General features: G+C 63.5%; 19 protein-coding genes and 1 pseudogene. 11 read left to right on the top strand and 9 right to left on the bottom strand.

Annotation, left to right across the window (positions count from 1 at the left end; all coding sequences use genetic code 11):
- On the top strand, positions 1–1,607 hold a 1,607-nt coding region (locus tag NKH52_RS34155; RefSeq protein ID WP_352968453.1), incomplete at its 5' end, for an OmpA family protein.
- Positions 1,608–1,911: 304 nt separating this feature from the next.
- Positions 1,912–2,435 (top strand): annotated as a pseudogene (locus tag NKH52_RS34150) (TIGR00645 family protein).
- Between the two features lie 125 nt (positions 2,436–2,560).
- On the opposite strand, the gene NKH52_RS34145 reads toward NKH52_RS34150, so the two are convergent.
- The 3 genes from NKH52_RS34145 to NKH52_RS34135 all read right to left on the bottom strand — a co-directional run bounded on the left by NKH52_RS34145 (position 2,561) and on the right by NKH52_RS34135 (position 5,054).
- Positions 2,561–3,427 (bottom strand): SDR family oxidoreductase, encoded by an 867-nt coding sequence (locus NKH52_RS34145; protein ID WP_352735648.1) that lies wholly within the window; start codon positions 3,425–3,427, stop codon positions 2,561–2,563.
- A gap of 110 nt (positions 3,428–3,537) precedes the next feature.
- Complete coding sequence (locus NKH52_RS34140; RefSeq protein WP_127297399.1) at positions 3,538–4,173, bottom strand: helix-turn-helix transcriptional regulator; 636 nt, start codon at positions 4,171–4,173, stop codon at positions 3,538–3,540.
- 8 nt (positions 4,174–4,181) lie between these two features.
- A complete protein-coding gene (locus tag NKH52_RS34135) occupies positions 4,182–5,054 on the bottom strand; it encodes a S1C family serine protease (protein WP_352735647.1) in 873 nt (290 codons plus the stop codon).
- A gap of 167 nt (positions 5,055–5,221) precedes the next feature.
- Here NKH52_RS34135 and NKH52_RS34130 point away from each other — a divergent pair, with 167 nt between their 5' ends.
- Complete coding sequence (locus tag NKH52_RS34130) at positions 5,222–6,187, top strand: S1C family serine protease (protein WP_352735646.1); 966 nt, start codon at positions 5,222–5,224, stop codon at positions 6,185–6,187.
- Between the two features lie 6 nt (positions 6,188–6,193).
- On the opposite strand, the gene NKH52_RS34125 is transcribed toward NKH52_RS34130, so the two are convergent.
- Positions 6,194–6,619 (bottom strand): VOC family protein, encoded by a 426-nt coding sequence (locus tag NKH52_RS34125; protein WP_352735645.1) that lies wholly within the window; start codon positions 6,617–6,619, stop codon positions 6,194–6,196.
- A gap of 66 nt (positions 6,620–6,685) precedes the next feature.
- Between NKH52_RS34125 and NKH52_RS34120 the strand changes: the two genes are divergently transcribed.
- A complete protein-coding gene (locus tag NKH52_RS34120; RefSeq protein WP_352440464.1) occupies positions 6,686–7,306 on the top strand; it encodes a TetR/AcrR family transcriptional regulator in 621 nt (206 codons plus the stop codon).
- On the opposite strand, the gene NKH52_RS34115 is transcribed toward NKH52_RS34120, so the two are convergent.
- Positions 7,245–8,195 carry a LysR family transcriptional regulator gene (locus NKH52_RS34115; protein WP_352735644.1) on the bottom strand — a complete coding sequence of 317 codons (951 nt, stop codon included), beginning with the start codon at positions 8,193–8,195 and terminating at the stop codon, positions 7,245–7,247. The genes NKH52_RS34120 and NKH52_RS34115 overlap by 62 nt on opposite strands.
- 111 nt (positions 8,196–8,306) lie before the next feature.
- Here NKH52_RS34115 and NKH52_RS34110 point away from each other — a divergent pair, with 111 nt between their 5' ends.
- Positions 8,307–8,942: an FMN-dependent NADH-azoreductase gene (locus NKH52_RS34110; RefSeq protein ID WP_023809654.1), complete on the top strand. Its 636-nt coding sequence runs from the start codon at positions 8,307–8,309 to the stop codon at positions 8,940–8,942.
- A gap of 58 nt (positions 8,943–9,000) precedes the next feature.
- Here NKH52_RS34110 and NKH52_RS34105 read toward each other — a convergent pair whose 3' ends face one another.
- Together NKH52_RS34105 and NKH52_RS34100 are read right to left on the bottom strand one after the other, a co-directional pair.
- Positions 9,001–9,300, bottom strand: coding sequence for an AzlD family protein (locus tag NKH52_RS34105; protein ID WP_352735643.1), 300 nt, complete (start codon positions 9,298–9,300; stop codon positions 9,001–9,003).
- Positions 9,297–10,031: an AzlC family ABC transporter permease gene (locus tag NKH52_RS34100; protein WP_352735642.1), complete on the bottom strand. Its 735-nt coding sequence runs from the start codon at positions 10,029–10,031 to the stop codon at positions 9,297–9,299. The genes NKH52_RS34105 and NKH52_RS34100 overlap by 4 nt, the downstream gene beginning before the upstream one ends.
- 173 nt (positions 10,032–10,204) lie before the next feature.
- Between NKH52_RS34100 and NKH52_RS34095 the strand changes: the two genes are divergently transcribed.
- The 6 genes from NKH52_RS34095 (at position 10,205) to NKH52_RS34070 (ending at position 14,069) form a co-directional block, all read left to right on the top strand.
- Entirely contained in the window at positions 10,205–10,663 is a 459-nt protein-coding gene (locus tag NKH52_RS34095; RefSeq protein WP_013530158.1) for an Lrp/AsnC family transcriptional regulator, read from the top strand.
- Between the two features lie 122 nt (positions 10,664–10,785).
- Positions 10,786–11,988 carry an MFS transporter gene (locus NKH52_RS34090; RefSeq protein WP_352735641.1) on the top strand — a complete coding sequence of 401 codons (1,203 nt, stop codon included), beginning with the start codon at positions 10,786–10,788 and terminating at the stop codon, positions 11,986–11,988.
- Between the two features lie 21 nt (positions 11,989–12,009).
- A complete protein-coding gene (locus NKH52_RS34085; protein WP_352735640.1) occupies positions 12,010–12,696 on the top strand; it encodes a hypothetical protein in 687 nt (228 codons plus the stop codon).
- Positions 12,697–12,815: 119 nt separating this feature from the next.
- On the top strand, positions 12,816–13,079 hold the full coding sequence (locus tag NKH52_RS34080; RefSeq protein WP_127297410.1) for a YMGG-like glycine zipper-containing protein: 264 nt from the start codon (positions 12,816–12,818) through the stop codon (positions 13,077–13,079).
- 51 nt (positions 13,080–13,130) lie between these two features.
- A complete protein-coding gene (locus NKH52_RS34075) occupies positions 13,131–13,766 on the top strand; it encodes an outer-membrane lipoprotein carrier protein LolA (protein ID WP_352735639.1) in 636 nt (211 codons plus the stop codon).
- Positions 13,767–13,859: 93 nt separating this feature from the next.
- Positions 13,860–14,069 (top strand): hypothetical protein, encoded by a 210-nt coding sequence (locus NKH52_RS34070; RefSeq protein WP_352735638.1) that lies wholly within the window; start codon positions 13,860–13,862, stop codon positions 14,067–14,069.
- Positions 14,070–14,157: 88 nt separating this feature from the next.
- On the opposite strand, the gene NKH52_RS34065 is transcribed toward NKH52_RS34070, so the two are convergent.
- Both NKH52_RS34065 and NKH52_RS34060 read right to left on the bottom strand, forming a co-directional pair.
- Positions 14,158–14,457 carry an HlyU family transcriptional regulator gene (locus NKH52_RS34065; RefSeq protein WP_127297413.1) on the bottom strand — a complete coding sequence of 100 codons (300 nt, stop codon included), beginning with the start codon at positions 14,455–14,457 and terminating at the stop codon, positions 14,158–14,160.
- Positions 14,458–14,569: 112 nt separating this feature from the next.
- Positions 14,570–15,271: a PadR family transcriptional regulator gene (locus NKH52_RS34060; protein WP_352735637.1), complete on the bottom strand. Its 702-nt coding sequence runs from the start codon at positions 15,269–15,271 to the stop codon at positions 14,570–14,572.
- Positions 15,272–15,480: the final 209 nt, after the last annotated feature.

Raw genomic sequence — 15,480 nt, 5'->3', positions numbered from 1 at the left:
AGCGCGACCAGCAGCAGCAAACCGAGCAGGCGCCGGCCGAACAGGCAGCACCCGCCGAGGAACAGCAGCCGCGCAGGAAGAAGCGTGATCAGCAGCAACAGACCGAGCAGGCGCCGGCCGAACAGGTCGCGCCGGCCAACGACAATCAGCCCGGCGAGCAGGCCAAGCCGCGCAAGAAGAACAAGCAGGACCAGCAGGCCCAACCTGAAGCCGCCCCGGCCCCGAAGGAAGCTCCCGCTGGAGAGGCGACGGCCCCTGCCGGCGAACAGCCTGCGGCCCAGGGCGAGCAGCCCCAGGACACGACGAAGAAGCGTGTCAGGAAACCTGTTGGCGAGCAGCCGGCCACAGCCGAGCAGCCAGCCACCGGCGAACAACCGGCCAATGGTCAGACGGCAGCACCGGTACAGGGCGAAAACCCGGTGCAAGGCGAAGCACCGGCCGATCCAAACGCCGCTCCCATCCTGGACAGCCAGAAGGACGCCGAGCGCAGAGGCGGCCGCAAGCAGGGCGACAAGATCGTCCCCCAGGATGGCGAGCAGCAGAATGGCGGGCAAAATGCCCAGCAAGGTGGCGATCAGGGCCGCAAGCCGGTGGCTGCTCCCATCGACCAAGGTCCGCCCCCCACCGACGACAGGGCCGCACAGCAGGAGATCAAGCCCGAGAAAATCGCGCCGGTGACCGAGGAAAAGGGCACACGCGTAGAACGTGCGCCCGATGAGAACGTCCGTGACCGCCGGCGTCCGAAAGGCGTCGACGTCGTCAGGGAACTCGGCGACCGCGTCATCCTGCAGTTCAACAACCAGACGTTCGTCGAGAGCAATGACGCCCCGCGCATGACCCGCGGCGCCAGGAACGTCTATTATGAGGATCTCTCGGGCGACCGCACCCGGGAAATCGTCGAGCGTGACAACGGTGTTCAGATCGTCACAATCCGCAATCGCTATGGCGACGTCATCCAGCGTTCGCGCATTGCGCCGGATGGACGCGAATATGTGCTGAGCTATGTCGACGAGCGGCATTATCAGGACGACAGCGACTGGCGCGATCCCGGCGATGATCTGCCGCCGATGCGGCTGACCATCCCGCGCGAGGAATACATTCTAGACTCCGAGGATGTCCAGGATCCGGACGACTACTACACCTTCCTCGAACAGCCACCGGTGGAGAAGGTCCAGCGCCTTTACTCGATCGACGAGGTCAAACGTTCGGCCCGCGTGCGCGACATCGCACGGCGCGTCGATCTCGACACGCTCAACTTCGAATTCGGCTCGGCCTCGATCTCCGACACCGAGGTGCAGAAGCTAGAGGGCGTCGCCACCGCAATGGAGAAGTTGTTGAAGAAGAACCCGGCCGAGACCTTCCTGATCGAAGGTCACACCGACGCGGTCGGCACACCGGAGGCTAACCTGGCTCTTTCCGATCGCCGCGCGGAAGCGGTGGCGGAGGCGCTGACCAACACCTTCGGCATCCCGCCGGAGAACCTGACGACACAGGGCTATGGCGAGGAGTATCTGAAGGTCAATACGTCTGCGCCGAACCGCGAGAACCGGCGCGTTGGCATTCGCCGCATCACCTCGCTGGTGGCACCTGTGGCCAGCAACAATTAGGTCATGATTTCAAAACCATGAACCGGTTTGTGGAATCGGCATGAGAAGCATCCATCCCCGGCACTGCCGGGGGTGGATCGACGCGCCGGGTTCAACAAGAATTGTACGGGCATTAGACACGGCTCATTGAATCGCGAGCCCAGCCACCCCAGATTTGGTGCTGGGCGTTCCCTGCCCCGTCCCGACTCCAGCGGGACGCATTGAACCCCGCCGGACCTTGTTCGGCGGGTTTTTTGTCTTGCAAACGGTGGCGACCTGGCGGAATACGGCCATTGTCCGAGAGATAACCAGCCGGAATCATCCTATGAAGCGTCTCGAACTCGCCATCGAATCGATCATCCTCGCGTCGCGCTGGGTGCTCGTTGTTTTCTATATAGGCCTGGCCCTCGCATTGGCCGTCTATGCGCTGTCCTTCGGCAAGAAGCTTTATAGTTCATTACCCTGGCGTTCACGCTCGGTGACACCGACACTATCCTCAAGATGCTCGGCCTGATCGATGCCGCGCTGGTTGCCTGGCTGGTGGTGATGGTCATCATCTCGGGCTACGAGAACTTCGTCAGCCGCTTCGATGACCAGGACGGCGGCGACGACGGCGTGCATTGGCTGGGCGCGATCGATGTCGGTTCGCTCAAGGTCAAGGTCGCCTCGACCATCGTCGCCATCTCGTCCATCCACCTTTTGCAGGTGTTTTTGAACTCGTCGTCCTACACCACCGACCAGTTGATGTGGCTGACCATCATCCACCTCGCCTTCGTCGTCTCGGCCTTCATGCTCGCCTATATCGACCGGCTGATGGGCCTCAGCAAAGGCAAGAAGGATGAGGCGTAAGCAAGCGCCTGCCGGCCCTTGAATCATACCGGCAGGGTTGGCGCCCTATCGCTTTGTTTGCGCGAGGCTTTGCCGTGGCTCAGCCAAGGCGGATGGCTTAGCTCGACGCTCACAATAACGCGGATCTAGTAGATGCTCTTGATCTTGCTGTCCGTGCGGGCAAACACCTCATCAGGGACAAAGAAATCGCCGGCCAGAGGCCCTGTCGCACCTGGCGCATAGGCTGAAAAATCGCTGACGCCCTCGGCGCGCAGCACCTCCTCGTCGATGTAGAAATTACCTGTTGTCTCGCGCGCGGGGCGCATGAAGATGGCATGCGCGGCGTCGGCCATGATGTCGGGCAAACGGCTCATCGCCGCCACCGTCGCGCCCCCGAGCAGATTGCGCACCGCCGCCGTGTCGATGGTCGAAATCGGCCACAGTGAATTGACGGCGATGCCGTCCTTGGCGAACTCCGCACTCATGCCCAGCGTGCACATCGACATGCCGAACTTGGCCATCGTGTAGGCGACGTGATTCCTGAACCACTTGGCCTTCATGTCGAGCGGCGGCGCCAGATTCAGGATGTGAGCATTTTGCGCCAACTTCAGGTGAGGAATGCACATTTTCGAGACCAGGAAGGTACCGCGCGTGTTGATCTGATGCATCAGATCGTAGCGCTTCATGTCGGTCTCGAGCGTGCCGGTGAGTTGGATGGCGCTGGCATTGTTGACGCAGATGTCGATACCGCCGAATTTCTCCACGGTCCTGGCGACCGCCTCGGCCACTTGTGCCTCCTCACGGATGTCGCACAGCACAGGCAGCGCATTGCCGCCGGCCTGTTCGATCTCTTCGGCAGCGCTATAGATCGTCCCCGGCAGCTTCGGATGCGGTTCGGCGGTCTTGGCCGCGATCGTCACATTGGCGCCGTCACGCGCGGCGCGCAGCGCGATCGCCAGCCCGATGCCGCGCGACCCGCCGGAGATGAACAGCGTCTTTCCCTTGAGCGACATTTCCTTGCGCCTCCCTTGCAACACAACAGGCGCAAACCTTTGCGCGGCGGGCGACCACAGCGCAAGACCCGACACGCTGGACACCGCGTTACGCAGCGTAGGGTTTATGACTAAACCAGCACCAGCCCCTGCCGCATCGCAATCGCGATCGCGTCGGTGCGGTTGGCGGCGCCGAGCTTGATCAGGATTGCGGCGACATGAAACTTCGCGGTGTGCACCGAAATGTTGAGCCGCCGCGCGATCACCTTGTTTGGAGCGCCCTCGGCCAGCAGCGCCAACACTTCCGCCTCACGCGGCGACAGCGAAGGCCGGGCGGCATGCTCGTCGGAGGCTTCCTCCTCGAACGGCTCGCCATCGCCGGCACGGAAATCCTCATGACGTCCGCTTCCGCGCTCGCCCGAGACGCGATAACCGGCCGCGGCCAGCCGCGCCGCCGCGGCGATCAACAAATCGTCCGCGCCAGCGGACATCACGGCCAGCACCTCACCGGCGGGCCACTCGCCGCCAGCGCGTCCGGTCAGCAGCACCCGTGGAATGAGGGCCGGCACGCCATCACCAATGCTGTCGTCAACGATGGCGACGTCGGCTCTTCCACCGCCAGCCACGACCGGCAGCAGGTCATCGCTGGCGGCCAGCGAGGCCGCCAGGCGCTCGGCGCGTGACGCATCGCCAAGCGCAATCAGCACCACCAGCCGCCGCGAGACGGCACCGTCATGCATGATCCGGTCGCTGGTGAGCGTGTCCATGGATGCCCTCAGCTCAGCGGCTTTTCGCCGATGGTCAGCGCGACATCGCGCTGTTCGCCGCCGCGCACGACACCGAGCGTCACCGAAGCGCCGGCACTGTCGGGTCCGAGCCTGCGGATCAGGTCCCGCGGCCCGTGCACCGCCTCACCGTTCCACGCCACGATGATATCGCCAAGAGAGAGACCGGCGGCCTTCGCGGGACCATCGTCATCGAGACTCATCACCATCGCGCCGTGCGCGTCGCGGTCGCGTACCGGATGCAGGCCGGCGCCGAGATAGCCGCGCGCGACATGGCCCTTTTCGCGCAAGGTCGCGACCGCCCGCTCGATCGTCTCGTAAGGCATGACCAGCGCCCGGTGGCGCGGTCCGAACAACAGCATGCCGATCAGCGCACCCTTGGCATCGAGAACCGGGCCGCCTTCGAAACGGCCGCCGGCGCCGACGGCAAGATTGATGCGCCGGTCGATGGTGCCGCCGCGCATCGAGCGCCAGGCCGGACCGACTTCGCCGACCGAACCCAACACGGCCAGAGCGGAGCCCTGGCTGTTCCCGATGGCAATGGCGAGATTGCCGGGCCGTACCGCATCGGCCTTAACTAGCACAGGCGCTTTAGTCGCATCAGCGGGCTTCAGCAAGGCGACGCCGGTCGACGGATCGCGGCCGACCAGCTCGGCCTTCACCGTCTCGCCCGAGGCCAGGACCAGCTCGATCTCCTCGCCGGCCTCGACAGCCTCTTCAGCGGTGACGAAATAACCATCACGCCAGTGGAAAGCGCTCGCCGTGCGATGATGATGCGTGGCGAAACTCGCCGTTGCAGGCGCCGCCTTGGCAGCGAGATCGGCGATGGCGTCCGAAAACGCACTCAGATTGAAATCGCTCATATTGGTCTCCTGGGTTCATCCATACCCCAGATATCGCGCGATAGCGTGTGCAGAGGTACTCGCCTGACGGCTAGTTGGTGGTTTGACTGGCCATCTGGTCAGGTCGCGGCGGTTCCAGCCGCTCCGCACATATAGTCATCCCTGCGCCTGATAACACGGAGCCTCCGATGGCCCTCGCCGCCGCCGAATTCCAAACTGACAACTCATTGGCCGACAACACGCTGCTCGACGCCTATTCGACGACGGTCGCCGATGCGGTCGACCGCATCGGCCCTGCCGTCTGCCGCATCGAGCGCGTCGGCGGCCAGGGCGGCCACGGTTCCGGCTTCGTCATCGCCCCGGACGGGCTGGTCGTCACCAATTTCCATGTCGTCGGCGATGCCAGGACGGTGCGCGTCTCAATGCCGGACGGCGCCTCCAGCGAAGGCCGCGTGCTGGGCCGCGACCCCGACACCGACATCGCGCTGGTGCGCGCCGATGGCAGCTTTGCCGATGTGGCGCCGCTGGGCGATTCCAAGCGGCTGCGGCGCGGCCAGATCGCGATAGCCATCGGCAATCCGCTGGGCTTCGAATGGACCGTCACCTCCGGCGTTGTCTCGGCGCTCGGCCGCTCAATGCGCGCCTCGACCGGCCGGCTGATCGACGATGTCATCCAGACCGATGCGGCATTGAACCCCGGCAATTCCGGCGGGCCGCTGGTGTCGTCGGCCGGCGAGGTCATCGGCGTCAACACCGCCATGATCCACGGCGCGCAAGGCATTGCCTTCGCGGTCGCTTCCAACACCGCCAATTTCGTCATTTCGGAAATCATCCGCTTCGGCCGCGTGCGCCGCGCGTTCATCGGCGTCTCGGCCGACACCGTCAATCTGCCGCGACGCGCAGCGCTCCTGTCGCAAGTGTCGACCAATACCGCGGTGCGGCTGCGCAGCGTCGAGAAGGATGGCCCGGCGGCCAAGACCGGCTTGAAGGAGGGCGACATCATCGCCGCAATAGACGGCCGCCCGGTCACCGGCGTCGACGACCTGGTGCGTGTGCTCGACGCCGAGCGCATCGGCCGCGAGACACTGTGCACCGTCGTGCGCCGCACCGGAGTCAGCCAGGTGACGGTGACGCCGGTGGCAAGGGCGGGCTGAGGACGGTCACCGTTCCGCAGCCCCCTCCGCGTACTGCGCCAGAAACGCCTCGCTGGGCAGAATCGGCTTGATGACGTCGATCAGCACGCCATTTGGATCCCGGGTGATGAAATGGCGCTGGCCGAAAGGTTCGTCGCGCAGGCTGCGCAGGATCGGCAGGCCAGCGGCAACGACCCGCTCATAGACCGCGTCCGGGTCGCGAACCTCGAAATTGATCAGCAGGCCCGAGGTGCGACCCCGCCCCTCTTCCGGGATCGTTTCATGGTCGCCTTGGACGATGCCGAGATTGACGCGTTTGTTGTCCACCGATTGCAGATGCACATACCAGTCGCTTTCAAACAGCGGCTGGAAGCCGAAATGCTCGACATAGAACGCCGTCGTGCCGGCGACGTCGCCGGTCATCAGCACCGGGTAATAGCTCGTCGTCTTCATCTTTCCTTCTCCCGTCGATTAACATACAGTCTGCATGTAGATTGGATTAACATACAGGCTGCATGTATGCAACGCGATTCCGCGCGTCGTTCCAACCGTGACCGTACCGAGGCGACGCGCGCCGACCTGATTGCCGCGGCGCGAAAGCTGTTTACGGAAAAATCCTATGCCGAGACCGGCACGCCGGAGATCGCCGCTGCCGCCGGCGTCACGCGCGGCGCGCTTTACCATCACTTCGCCGACAAGCAGGCGCTGTTTGCCGCCGTGGTCGACCAGGAGGCGGCAGCGGTCGCCGAGGAGATCGAGCGCGCCTCGGCGCCATCACTCAATGCCCGCGACGCACTGATTGCCGGTTCCGACGCCTATCTCACCGCCATGCGCACGCCAGGCCGCACGCGCCTGCTGCTGCTCGACGGCCCGGCCGTGCTTGGCCGCGCCGCCATGGACGCGATCGACAACCGCCATGGCAACCGCTCGCTGCGCGAAGGGCTGGTCGCGGCGATGCGGGCGCAAACGATGACGAGATTGCCGGCCGACGCGCTGACCGCACTGCTCGGCTCCGCCTTCGATCGTGCCGCCCTGGCCATCGAGGCCGGTGCGTCAGTTCAGGACTACCGCGCGGTGCTCATAGCACTGATCGATGGCCTGTCTCTTCCTCAGGCACCTCGCCCGGTTCGAACTCGTTGAAGCAGCCGAGCTGGCGCTTGAACTGGTCGATCAGCCAGGCGGCCGCTGGCTTCGGGCTGCGATCGTTGCGGTGCATGGCAAACAGCGGCGAACTCACCTCCCTGAAGGATTCGAGGTCGATTTCGACCAGCCGGCCACTCGCCAGGTCGTCTGCTATCAGCCAGCGCGGCAGCCCGCCCCAGCCCAGCCCCTCGCGCATCAGCATATGCTTGGTGCGCACATCCGTCAGCCGCCAGGTACGGTAGGCGAAGACGCCGAAGTCGCGCCCCTTGGTACGCTCTGACTGGTCGGTGACGACAAGCTGCGTGTGTTCGCGCGCATCCTCGATCGCCACCGGCTTCGGCAGCAGGGCCAGCGGATGGCTGGGCGCGGCGGCCAGCACGATCGACATGAAGCCGATGCGCGCGAGATGCACATCGACATCGCCCAGCAGGCCACCAATGCCAAGGTCGGCCTGCCCGCTGACGACATGGTCGGGGATCAGGCCGAGCGTGCCGATATGCAGGCGCAGCATCACGGTCGGAAACTGCGCCTCGAATGCCTTCAGCACCCGCACCAGCACCGGCGACGGCAACGCTGCGTCGACCGACAGTGCGACTTCGGCCTCGAGCCCTTGATGATGGCCGTCGACGCGCGAGCGGATACGCTGCAGCATGCCGACCATGCGGCGTGCGTCCTCCAGCATCGCCCGACCGATCTCCGTCAATTGCGGCTCGCGCGTGCCCTCGCGCTCGAACAGTTTCAGCCCCAGCTGCGCCTCGAGATTGGCGATGCCGTAGCTGATCACGGACTGTGCCCGGTTGAGCTTGCGGCCGGCGGCCGAGAAGCTGCCGGCTTCGGCGACTGTCACAAAGATCTGAAGTTGATCGAGCGTCGGGTTGGGCTGCATCGCTATATCTAACTTACAGATGGATCGTATAGAAAATATACCAGTTTATTGAATGGATCGAAAGCCCCATATCTGGCGGGACAAATCATTCCAACCGCTGGAGAGCCCAAAATGTCCATTCTTCTTGTCACCTCAAGCCCGCGGGGCGCCGCCTCGCATTCGACCCGCATCGCTACCGAATTCGCTGAAAAGCTCGTCGCCGCCGATCCGTCGAACACGCTCGTCGTGCGCGACCTCGTCGCCAATCCGCTCCCCCATATCGACGCCGACTACGCCAGCGGCATCTACGTGCCGGCGGAAGCCCGCACCGCGCGCCAGGCTGAAGTCGTCGGCGTCTCCGATGTGGTGCTCGACGAGCTGTTTGCCGCCGACACGGTGATCCTGGCCACAGGCTTCATCAACTTTAACATCTCCTCGACACTGAAGTCCTGGGTCGATCACATCTCTCGTTCCGGCAAGAGCTTTGCCTATGGCGAGAACGGCCCCAAGGGTCTCGTCACCGGCAAGAAGGTCTATATCGTGCTGGCTTCGGGCGGCATCTACTCCGAAGGTGCGGCCGTGCAGTTCGATCACGCCATTCCCTACCTGCGCGGCGTGCTCGGCTTCCTCGGCATGACCGATGTCGATGTCATCCGCATCGAAGGCGTCGGCATGGGTCCTGACGCGGTGACCGCAGCGCTCGCCAAGGCGACCGCCAAGGTCGATGCCGTGGTGGCCGCCAGCCAAGGTGTCGCGGCTGCCGCGTAAAGAGCCGAAATTTGTCCGCATCGAAAGGCAGGCGTGCGCGCGCCTGCCTTTTTCGTTTCTAGCCAATGAGGTACCTTAGCAGACCAGCGGCGCTGATTCCGATCAGCACAGTCGGCAGCATGGAAAGCCGCGTGGCGGCTACCAGAGTAACAGCCAGCGCCAGAATATCCGCCGGGGACTTCGACACGAAGGCCGGTGCGATGACAGAGATCAGCACGCAACCAGGCGCGGCTTCCATGACCGCCGTTGCACGCGTGCTGAGTGTGCGGTTGCGCAGCACGACATAGCCGCCGATGCGCGTCAGATAAGTGACGCCGGCCATCAGCACGATGGTGAAAAAGGTCATTGCGTCGATCATGCATCACCCGCCATCAGCCAGGCCGCGACCAGACCCGACATGGCGCCCGCGGCGACATACCAGGCACCGGGAACGAAGAGATAGACCAGTACTGCCACGACCAGGCTGACCAGCCAGGGCCGCGCCGCCGCGATGTCCGTCCACATGCCGCGCATCAGCACCAGGAAGACAGCCGGGAACGCCATGTCGAAACCATAGGCCCCGACGTCGCCGAGCATCGGACCGAGCAAAGCGCCCAACGTGGTGAAGACCACCCAGGTGAGATACATCGCCAGCGCCGCGCCCATATAGTAGCGCGGGCTGAAGGCCGGCGTGATGCCGGCAGCGGTGCGCTGCTTGGCATCGGCCAGGCCCAGCGCCCAGCTTTCATCGCACATAAAGAAAAGCGCCGGAAACACCTTGCGTCGTGGCAGGTGGCGCAAGAACGGCGCCAGTGCCGCACCCATCAGCAGGTGACGGCTGTTGACCAGGAAGGTGATGGCGACGATGAGCACGACGTGCGGCGGCGACGTCCACAACTGGATCGCCGCGAATTCCGAGCCGCCGGCGAAGTTCAGCCCTGTCATGGCAGACAGTTCGACCGTGCTTAAGCCTTTCTGCGTGGCCTGGGCGCCAAGCACCAGCGCATAGGGGATGGTGCCGAACAGCACCGGCGCGCAGGACGCCACGCCACGGCGGAACTCGGATCCCGAACCATTGCCCGCCGCCTCGACTGCCTGTGAAATGCTCATGCGTCTCCCCTGGCGCGCCTCGCGGCCGCCGCTCCCGGGTTGCTTCTGGACTCTTGTGATGTCGGCCGCAAACATAGCAGCACCGGCTCACAATTTGGTTGCGAAGATTGTTGTGTTTCATCAGAATTTGGCATTTGGCGCTACAAAGCCATAAATAGATGGAATCCAGAGCCATGAAACTTGATGAGATCGACAAGCGGATCCTGCGGGCGCTGCAGCGCGACGGCCGCATGGCCAACAACGATCTGGCCAATGAGGTCGGGCTGTCGCCATCGCCTTGCCTGCGTCGCGTGAAGCTGCTGGAGGAGGCCGGTGTCATCGACCGCTACGTCGCCGTGCTCAACCCCGCCAGCATCGGCAAGGGCCTGACCTTCTTCACCCGCATCTGGTTGAAAACGCAGGACGAGGACACGATCGAGCATTTCGCCACCGAAGTCGCCAAGCTGCCGCAGGTGATGGAGTGCTACCTGATGCTCGGCGATTGCGACGCCATGGTGCGTGTGGTGGCGGCCGGCATCGACGATTACCGCCGCTTCCAGTCGGAGCATCTGAGCCGCATCAAGGGCGTGCAGAACGTCAAGACCGACGTCCCCAGCCAGACGATCAAATACACGTCGGAACTGCCGATCTGAGCTACTGAAAACGGCGTCACGTCAAACTGGATAAAAAATGCGGATTGTAGGATCGAACCCGGTGCCGGCGTCCTTCGGGTGCAAGCAGCGCGCAGCGCTGCCCTTAGGCATGGGAGATTTGAATGAGCCTTTCCTATCGTTGGGTCATCGTCGCCGCTGGCGCGCTGATGTCCTGTGTCGCCATCGGGACGATGTTTTCGCTGGCGATCTTCCTCGAGCCGATGGCGATCGACACCAACTGGTCGCGCGCCGGCATTTCCAGCGCCATGACGCTCAACTTCCTGGTGATGGGCCTTGGTGGCTTCGCCTGGGGCGCGATATCGGACCGTTTTGGCGCCCGCATCGTCGTGATGATCGGCGCGGTGCTGCTCGGGCTGGCGCTGGTGCTGGCCAGCCGCGCCGGTTCGCTGCTGAGCTTCCAGGTCACCTATGGCGTGCTGGTCGGTCTCGCGGCAAGCGCCTTTTTCGCGCCGATGATCGCGCTGACCACAGGCTGGTTCGACACCAACCGCAGCCTTGCCGTCTCGTTGGTCTCGGCCGGCATGGGCGTGGCGCCGATGACGATCTCACCCTTCGCCCGCTGGTTGATCTCCGCCTATGACTGGCGCACCGCCATGTTCGACATCGGCATTACCGCCTGGGTGCTGCTGTTGCCGGCGGTGCTGCTGGTGCGCCAGCCGCCGAAGCCCGTCTTAGTCGACCCCGGCTCCGCGCCGGTTGCCGAAGGTGCCGGCCTGACGGTCGGCCAGGCGCTGCGCTCGCCGCAATTCATCGTGCTGGGGCTGACCTTCTTTGCCTGCTGCGCGGCGCATTCCGGGCCGATCTTCCACATGGTCAGCTATGCCATGCTGTGCGGCGTCGCCCCCATGGCAGCGGTCTCGATCTACAGTGTCGAAGGCCTGGCAGGCCTCGGCGGCCGGCTTTTCTACGGCGTGCTGGCCGACAGGCTGGGCGTCAAGCCGGTGCTGATCGCGGGCCTGGCGATCCAGGCGATCGTCATTGCCGCCTATCTGTCGATCAGCCAGCTTGAGCAGTTCTACATGCTGGCCGTTATCTTCGGTGCCACCTATGGCGGTGTCATGCCGCTCTATGCGGTGCTGGCGCGCGAATATTTCGGCCAGCGCATCCTCGGCACCGTGTTCGGCGCCGCCACCATGCTGTCCAGCCTCGGCATGGCGCTGGGACCGCTTGCCGGCGGCATGGTGTTCGACGCCTACGCCAACTATTCCTGGCTGTTCATCGGCTCGGCTCTTATCGGGCTCGGCGCGGTCGGCATCGCCATCGCGTTCCCGCCACTGCCGCGCAGGGAGTTGCAGCCGGCTTAGCCCGGGTCGATTTCCCAAACCTTGCTGGCCAGGCGCGCAATCAGCCTGGCCCGTTCGGTTCGCCACGGATCCTGTCCCCTGTTTCATCCGTTCCCCCCCTTGCGCGGGGCAGTCCACGGACAACATTTGCACCGTGGGATCTCGACTGAGCTCGCGCATCCAGTCCACGCCAGAGAGGACACCCTGATGGCGGAACATCCGAGTGGAAGCGAAAGCAACAGAATTGCCGCAAGCGCTGTTGCCGACGACGATCCGCGTCTTGCATTCATTTATCAGGAAGCGGTGAGAGGTCTCACGCAACAGCAGACCCTTGTGGAGAACATGAGCACCCGCGCCGGCAGCCTTGTCTTTGCTACCGCATTCGCCAACTCGTTGCTCGGCGGCGCGGCCCTTGCCAATGGTCTTGGAGCTTGGGACTGGACCGCGGTGGCTCTGCTGTTCGGCATCGGCGGGCTGATCGTCTTCATGCTCTGGCCCTACCACCAATATACATTCCGCTTCGATCCGGAAGAGCTGCTCCATCAATATGTCGACGGCGATAGGCCGAGCACGATGTCGGCCATGCGCCGCGCGCTTGCCCTTCGCATCAAGGCGGACATGGCCGGCAACTGGCGAATTATCCAGCGGCTGCGGACGGCGCTGCAGATTGCGCTGCTGTTTCTGCTGCTCGATATCCTGGCCTGGCTTTTGGCGATTGCCGGCGTTTGAGCCGGAGGGCACGCCGCTCCGCCACGGTCTGGCGCTTGCATGACAGGCAACGGGCGATGGATCGAAAAGCCCTCTTGAGCATTTAAGCTTGGGCTAATAGTGGCCCCAGGAGAGACCCAATGAAAAAGACGCTGCTCATTTTGAGCCTGCTCATTCCGCTCTCGGCGTGCTCCCGTACCGAACAAGGCGCCGCCGTCGGCGGCTTGGGTGGCGCGGCCGTAGGCGCCGCGGTGGCCGGAGACCCTGTGGAAGGGGCGGTTGTTGGCGGTGCGGTTGGTGCGATAGCAGGGGCCGTCATCGGCCACGCCAGCGAAGCCGGCCAGTGCAGATATCGCGATCGGTACGGCCGGGTTTACGTCGCGCGATGCCCGAACGGCTACTGATCTCAAGGCGCGTGATCTCCTTCGATCACGCGTCTGCCGGGGGTTAATCGAATGGCCTATCGGATCAAAAAGCTGCTGGGTTTCTTGTGTGCCGCTGTCGGCGCTGCCGCGGTGAATGCCGGGTCCACGATTGCGATTTCGGCCGCGCCGGTTGAAGCAAAGACGATTGCCGATCACTTCTCATCGGTGAAATCCATGTCAGGGGATTTCGTGCAGTCAGGCCCGAAAGCGGAAAGAAAACACGGCAGGTTTTTTCTCCAACGCCCAGGCAAGATCCGGTTCAACTATGCAGGCCAATCTGGGGTCAGCGTGATCGCGGATGGCAAATCCCTGGTGGTTTACAACAGGAAACTGAAGACATCGCGGCTTTATGCTCTCTCGAAGACGCCGCTTAAGCTGCTGCTCGACAACAAGGTCGACTTCTCCGGCAGTCGCGTCAAAAGCATCAGAGACGACGGCGCCCAAGTTACCGTCAAGCTGGCCGACAGATCGGCTTTCGGCAATTCGAACATCTCCATGGTGTTCGACAGAAAATCGCTCGATCTGCGCAGATGGAGCCTCACCGACGAGAAAGGACTTACCACGACGGTGACCATCTCAAATGTGAGGCAGGGCGTTCGCGCTCCCGAGGGCACCTTCGTTATCGATTATGCGGCAAACCGTGAATTCAACACCACAACGAAATAGCCGAAACCGCAGCCATAGTCTCAGCGCCGGAACCAATAGGATCAGCGGCGGTTTAGTCCATGAAGGGACCGGAACCGCAAAGGACGCGGCACAATGATTGAAATTTACAGCATCGAAGCGGCCAACGCCAGACTGCGCATAAGGAGAGCTGAGCGCTCTCTGAAGCGCGCGAATGACTTGCTGGACGAGGAAGGCGGCGTCGCTCTTAACTTGGCATTGTGCGGCCGGATAAGGGCCGCGAGAAGGCATCTGATCGAGGCCAGGACCCGCCTGATGACGATCGATCCCGCCAGGACGAGTTGATCCGCGGGCGGTCGTACGTCAACCCGGACCGAGAGGTCCATCGTGGCGCAAAGGCCCGCATGTTAGGCAGTGACCTGCTGGCGGTGATCTACCCAAAAATCCGGTCGCCCTGCTCGTCGACCAGTTGGATCCCCTTCTTGATCGAGATGTCGACGGCGTCGTCGAGCCCGGCGAAACGGTCGGCACGGATGAATTTGTGTTCCTTCACCACACCGTCGATCTCCTTGGAGACGACGCCGCAGGTCTGGTATTGGCCATCCGCCTTGTAGGGCATGGCGCTGATCAGGAAGCCCTTGTGCTCGACCTGCTTGGCCGGCGCTGCGCTCGTTGGCCCAGCCGTTTCGGCTCCGCTGGCGCCACCGCCGAAAAGACGCTTCAGAAAAGACATCGGGCTTCCTCCAACAGCATTCATCCCGCACCATGTAGAGTGACGCGGGATGAATTTCACTATCGGTCCTTGGCCCAGCGAGCAAGGGCTGCGTCCGGTCGGCTGGACGAGCTTACTTGTGCGACAGCGTTTCCAGAGCCTCGGCGGCGGCTTCGAGGATGGCGATCGCCTCGGCCTGCTTGTCGGCCGGGGCGTCGACGAAGTCACCCAGAGCCGCGCGCAGCCGGTGGCGGACTGCGCGGAATTCGTCGCGCGCTTCCGAACGATCCCCGCGGCCATCCCGGCCGCCACGACGCCCGCCCTCTTCGCTCTCGTCGTTCCAGCCGAACCAGTCGCGCGCCTTGGCCATTTTGCGGCCGAAGCGCTCGAGATGGTCGAGCACGCCGTCGATCATCTCGCGGTTGTCGGCGAGATGCGCCTGGCCCGCTTCGGTGATCGAAAACACCTTCTTGTTGCCGTCGGCGGCGGAGGCGGCATAGCCGGCCTCTTCCAGGAAGGTCAGGGTCGGGTAGACCACGCCGGGGCTCGGGCTGTAGATGCCGCTGGTGCGTTCCTCCAGCGCCTTGATGATGTCGTAGCCGTGGCGCGGGGCCTCGGCCAGCAGCGACAGCGTGATCAGCTTGAGGTCGCCGTCGGCCAGCATGCGCCCGGCGCGGAACATGTCGCCCGGGCCGCCCCGCCCGCCACCGCGACCGCCGTGCCCGAACGGGCCAAAACCGCCGCCCCCTCTGCCACCAAATTTGCCGCCGAATTTGCCGGCCATGTGCATGAACATGCGCTCGCCGAAATGATTGTTCCCAAAATGTTTGTGCATTGATTGCTCCTTGAGTTGTGTCTTACGATATATCTTAATTATGCAAGCCGATCGAGAGAGTCAAGATATATCTTACGATGTATCTGAATGTGGCGCCAGAGGCTTGCTTTCACCGGAACGTACCGCTAGAGCGGGATGAATTTAGGTTGGGCATAGCCTGCCTCTGTGAAGTAATTTCGGCATTCGGTTGACGTGACGGTGCCGAGGAT

Source organism: Mesorhizobium sp. M1066, assembly GCF_040318635.1.
GTDB lineage: Bacteria > Pseudomonadota > Alphaproteobacteria > Rhizobiales > Rhizobiaceae > Mesorhizobium.
Note: the sequence above shows the minus strand (reverse complement) of the source record. Positions and strands in the feature narration are given on the sequence as shown.

Excerpts from the sequence above, each read along its gene's own strand:
- NKH52_RS34125 (WP_352735645.1), bottom strand. The coding sequence starts at position 6,619 with ATGAAGACGACGAGCTATTACCCGGTGCTGATGACCGGCGACGTCGCC.
- NKH52_RS34075 (WP_352735639.1), top strand. The coding sequence starts at position 13,131 with ATGGCCTATCGGATCAAAAAGCTGCTGGGTTTCTTGTGTGCCGCTGTC.
- NKH52_RS34105 (WP_352735643.1), bottom strand. The coding sequence starts at position 9,300 with ATGATCGACGCAATGACCTTTTTCACCATCGTGCTGATGGCCGGCGTC.
- NKH52_RS34120 (WP_352440464.1), top strand. The coding sequence starts at position 6,686 with ATGCAACGCGATTCCGCGCGTCGTTCCAACCGTGACCGTACCGAGGCG.
- NKH52_RS34135 (WP_352735647.1), bottom strand. The coding sequence starts at position 5,054 with ATGAGCGATTTCAATCTGAGTGCGTTTTCGGACGCCATCGCCGATCTC.
- NKH52_RS34100 (WP_352735642.1), bottom strand. The coding sequence starts at position 10,031 with ATGAGCATTTCACAGGCAGTCGAGGCGGCGGGCAATGGTTCGGGATCC.
- NKH52_RS34060 (WP_352735637.1), bottom strand. The coding sequence starts at position 15,271 with ATGCACAAACATTTTGGGAACAATCATTTCGGCGAGCGCATGTTCATG.
- NKH52_RS34130 (WP_352735646.1), top strand. The coding sequence starts at position 5,222 with ATGGCCCTCGCCGCCGCCGAATTCCAAACTGACAACTCATTGGCCGAC.
- NKH52_RS34145 (WP_352735648.1), bottom strand. The coding sequence starts at position 3,427 with ATGTCGCTCAAGGGAAAGACGCTGTTCATCTCCGGCGGGTCGCGCGGC.
- NKH52_RS34140 (WP_127297399.1), bottom strand. The coding sequence starts at position 4,173 with ATGGACACGCTCACCAGCGACCGGATCATGCATGACGGTGCCGTCTCG.
- NKH52_RS34080 (WP_127297410.1), top strand. The coding sequence starts at position 12,816 with ATGAAAAAGACGCTGCTCATTTTGAGCCTGCTCATTCCGCTCTCGGCG.
- NKH52_RS34095 (WP_013530158.1), top strand. The coding sequence starts at position 10,205 with ATGAAACTTGATGAGATCGACAAGCGGATCCTGCGGGCGCTGCAGCGC.
- NKH52_RS34070 (WP_352735638.1), top strand. The coding sequence starts at position 13,860 with ATGATTGAAATTTACAGCATCGAAGCGGCCAACGCCAGACTGCGCATA.
- NKH52_RS34115 (WP_352735644.1), bottom strand. The coding sequence starts at position 8,195 with ATGCAGCCCAACCCGACGCTCGATCAACTTCAGATCTTTGTGACAGTC.
- NKH52_RS34110 (WP_023809654.1), top strand. The coding sequence starts at position 8,307 with ATGTCCATTCTTCTTGTCACCTCAAGCCCGCGGGGCGCCGCCTCGCAT.
- NKH52_RS34090 (WP_352735641.1), top strand. The coding sequence starts at position 10,786 with ATGAGCCTTTCCTATCGTTGGGTCATCGTCGCCGCTGGCGCGCTGATG.
- NKH52_RS34065 (WP_127297413.1), bottom strand. The coding sequence starts at position 14,457 with ATGTCTTTTCTGAAGCGTCTTTTCGGCGGTGGCGCCAGCGGAGCCGAA.